We start from the raw sequence: 1948 nt of genomic DNA on the forward strand, positions 1-1948 counted from the left end.
CGATCGCTCCCGCGAATCGCGCAAAGTGGATCCCGAAGGGGCGATCGCACTTTCCCTTCTGCCTCAAAATTGTCCAGAAACAAAGAAACCCGGTTTCTTGAAGAAACCGGGTTTCTTGTTTGCTCGGCTTGGGCGATCGCCCCCGCATTGAGAATTGAATAAAGAAGGCGATCGCGATGGCAATAAAGTTTTCGGCGATCGTTATAAATTCTACTTTATAGCTTAACCCTTGTTGATTGACTAAAACAACCGTGCCAATCTCGCCAGTTTTTAAATTATATTCTGGTAAATCTACGGTTAAAACAACTTGAGCGCTCTTTAATTGCCAATAGATATAGGGTGTATCACCTGCGATCATCGATACTGTTTGATTAAAAATTAATTTAAAGGTGATACACCCTACTAATACTTATTCTTCCTTACTCTTCATTCATCATTGATTGGTAATCACTGAGGTCTAAGCGAATCATTTCGCATTGTTTTTTGGCCTCAGTGCTACAAGAAACGCAAGAATTGAGTCTTATAGCTGCCGATCCTAATGTCATCTTATATTTTATAGGTAGGGCGTTCGTCTTATCAATTAAAATTTTGACTTTATCTTGGTATCCTCGCATTTTGCTACCGCACTCTTCTAAGTTTTCGTAACTCCTCAAAAATTCCATATTTCTGCCCGCTTTTTCTAGCTGAATTATATCATTATAGATTTCTTCAAGATGGTAATTATTAGAAACTGTATCACTTGTAATAACAACAGGTTGCGTGGCTGAGATATCTCCTGAGTTGGAAAACAATAAGATTGGTAATAATACTATTGAAATTATTGTCTGACCAACCCCCATAAATAATCCCCACAAGAGCTTAAATGGCAATAACATAACACCTAAAATACCAGAAATGAGACTGAACACCCAATAAAATAAACTTGAGATTAATTTTAAAATAAAACTTGGTATGGCAAATAAAAAATCCATAACAACATCCTAAATGTTTACTAGGTTGAACTAATTTAACGTCTATTATAAATTACCAATTTAGAGAAATAGAACGTTTAGACCCCCCACAACGACAAGGGCCACATTTGCAAGCACAAGCTCCACAAGCACATTTGCAAGCACAGGGATTGTGACACACACAGGAGCAGCGTTTCATGGTCACGTTTGAGTTTTTTGGACTAAGTTCGCCTAAGACTTTAGTGTAGTCTAAAGCAGATGGTATAGCGAAGCCTTCAAATTGGTTTCAGCAAAGTTGTTTTACTCATACAAACTACTCACTATTACATACTTAGCTTAGATGTGACTAAAGGTTATTTTTCTTTGGTCACATTAGTTATGTTACCAAAGAAAAATTGTATCGCCAATAGTTAAAAGTGGGATAAAGTGGCATTTTACAATTATTTACATGACCAATTTTGTGGGAAAAAGTGGGATTTTTCAGAAAAAGTGGGAAAAAGTGTGATAAAGTGGGATTATCGTTGCATACCCCCACTTTGTCCTATGGATATTCAAGAAGTTTTAAACTGGACTGATGAACAGGTATTCGCTAAAACCGGAAAACATCTTGAATCGCTACAAAAATCTATCTTAGAGGGCATTTGGCAACATCAGGATTATTACGAAATTGCTGAAAATAATGATAAAAGCTACGATCATGTAAAAAAAGAAGCATGGAAGTTATGGAAAATTCTGTCTGATGTGGTTGGGGAAGATGTTAAAAAGTCGAATGTGTTTTCCGTGTTAGAACAAGCAGAAATATCTGAAAATCATGCTGATTGCTTACAAATAGGTAATATCAATATTTGTGGGGAACAACAGCGATCGCCCTCCGATCTCTCTTCTTCTAATTCTCCCGCACCCCAAAATTCTTCACCCATTATTGACTTAATCGACGCCCCAGAAATCACGGACTTTTACAACCGCACCACCGAACTAAATACCCTCAAACAGTGGAT

General features: G+C 37.3%; 2 protein-coding genes and 1 pseudogene. 1 reads left to right on the plus strand and 2 read right to left on the minus strand.

Features of this window, described 5'->3' with window-relative positions; genetic code table 11:
• Positions 1–358 (minus strand): DUF4926 domain-containing protein (locus tag AM228_RS33865; protein WP_156332143.1); only part of this gene is annotated, 358 nt, incomplete at its 3' end.
• 61 nt (positions 359–419) lie between these two features.
• Positions 420–971: a hypothetical protein gene (locus tag AM228_RS28745; protein WP_054470475.1), complete on the minus strand. Its 552-nt coding sequence runs from the start codon at positions 969–971 to the stop codon at positions 420–422.
• Between the two features lie 522 nt (positions 972–1493).
• Between AM228_RS28745 and AM228_RS28750 the strand changes: the two are divergent.
• Positions 1494–1948: pseudogene (locus tag AM228_RS28750) on the plus strand (ATPase); the annotation flags it as partial.

It is taken from the genome of Planktothricoides sp. SR001 (assembly GCF_001276715.1).
Taxonomy (GTDB): domain Bacteria; phylum Cyanobacteriota; class Cyanobacteriia; order Cyanobacteriales; family Laspinemataceae; genus Planktothricoides; species Planktothricoides raciborskii.

What these genes read in the sequence shown, in the direction of transcription:
- AM228_RS28745 (WP_054470475.1), bottom strand. Translation starts at nt 971, where the DNA reads ATGGATTTTTTATTTGCCATACCAAGTTTTATTTTAAAATTAATCTCA.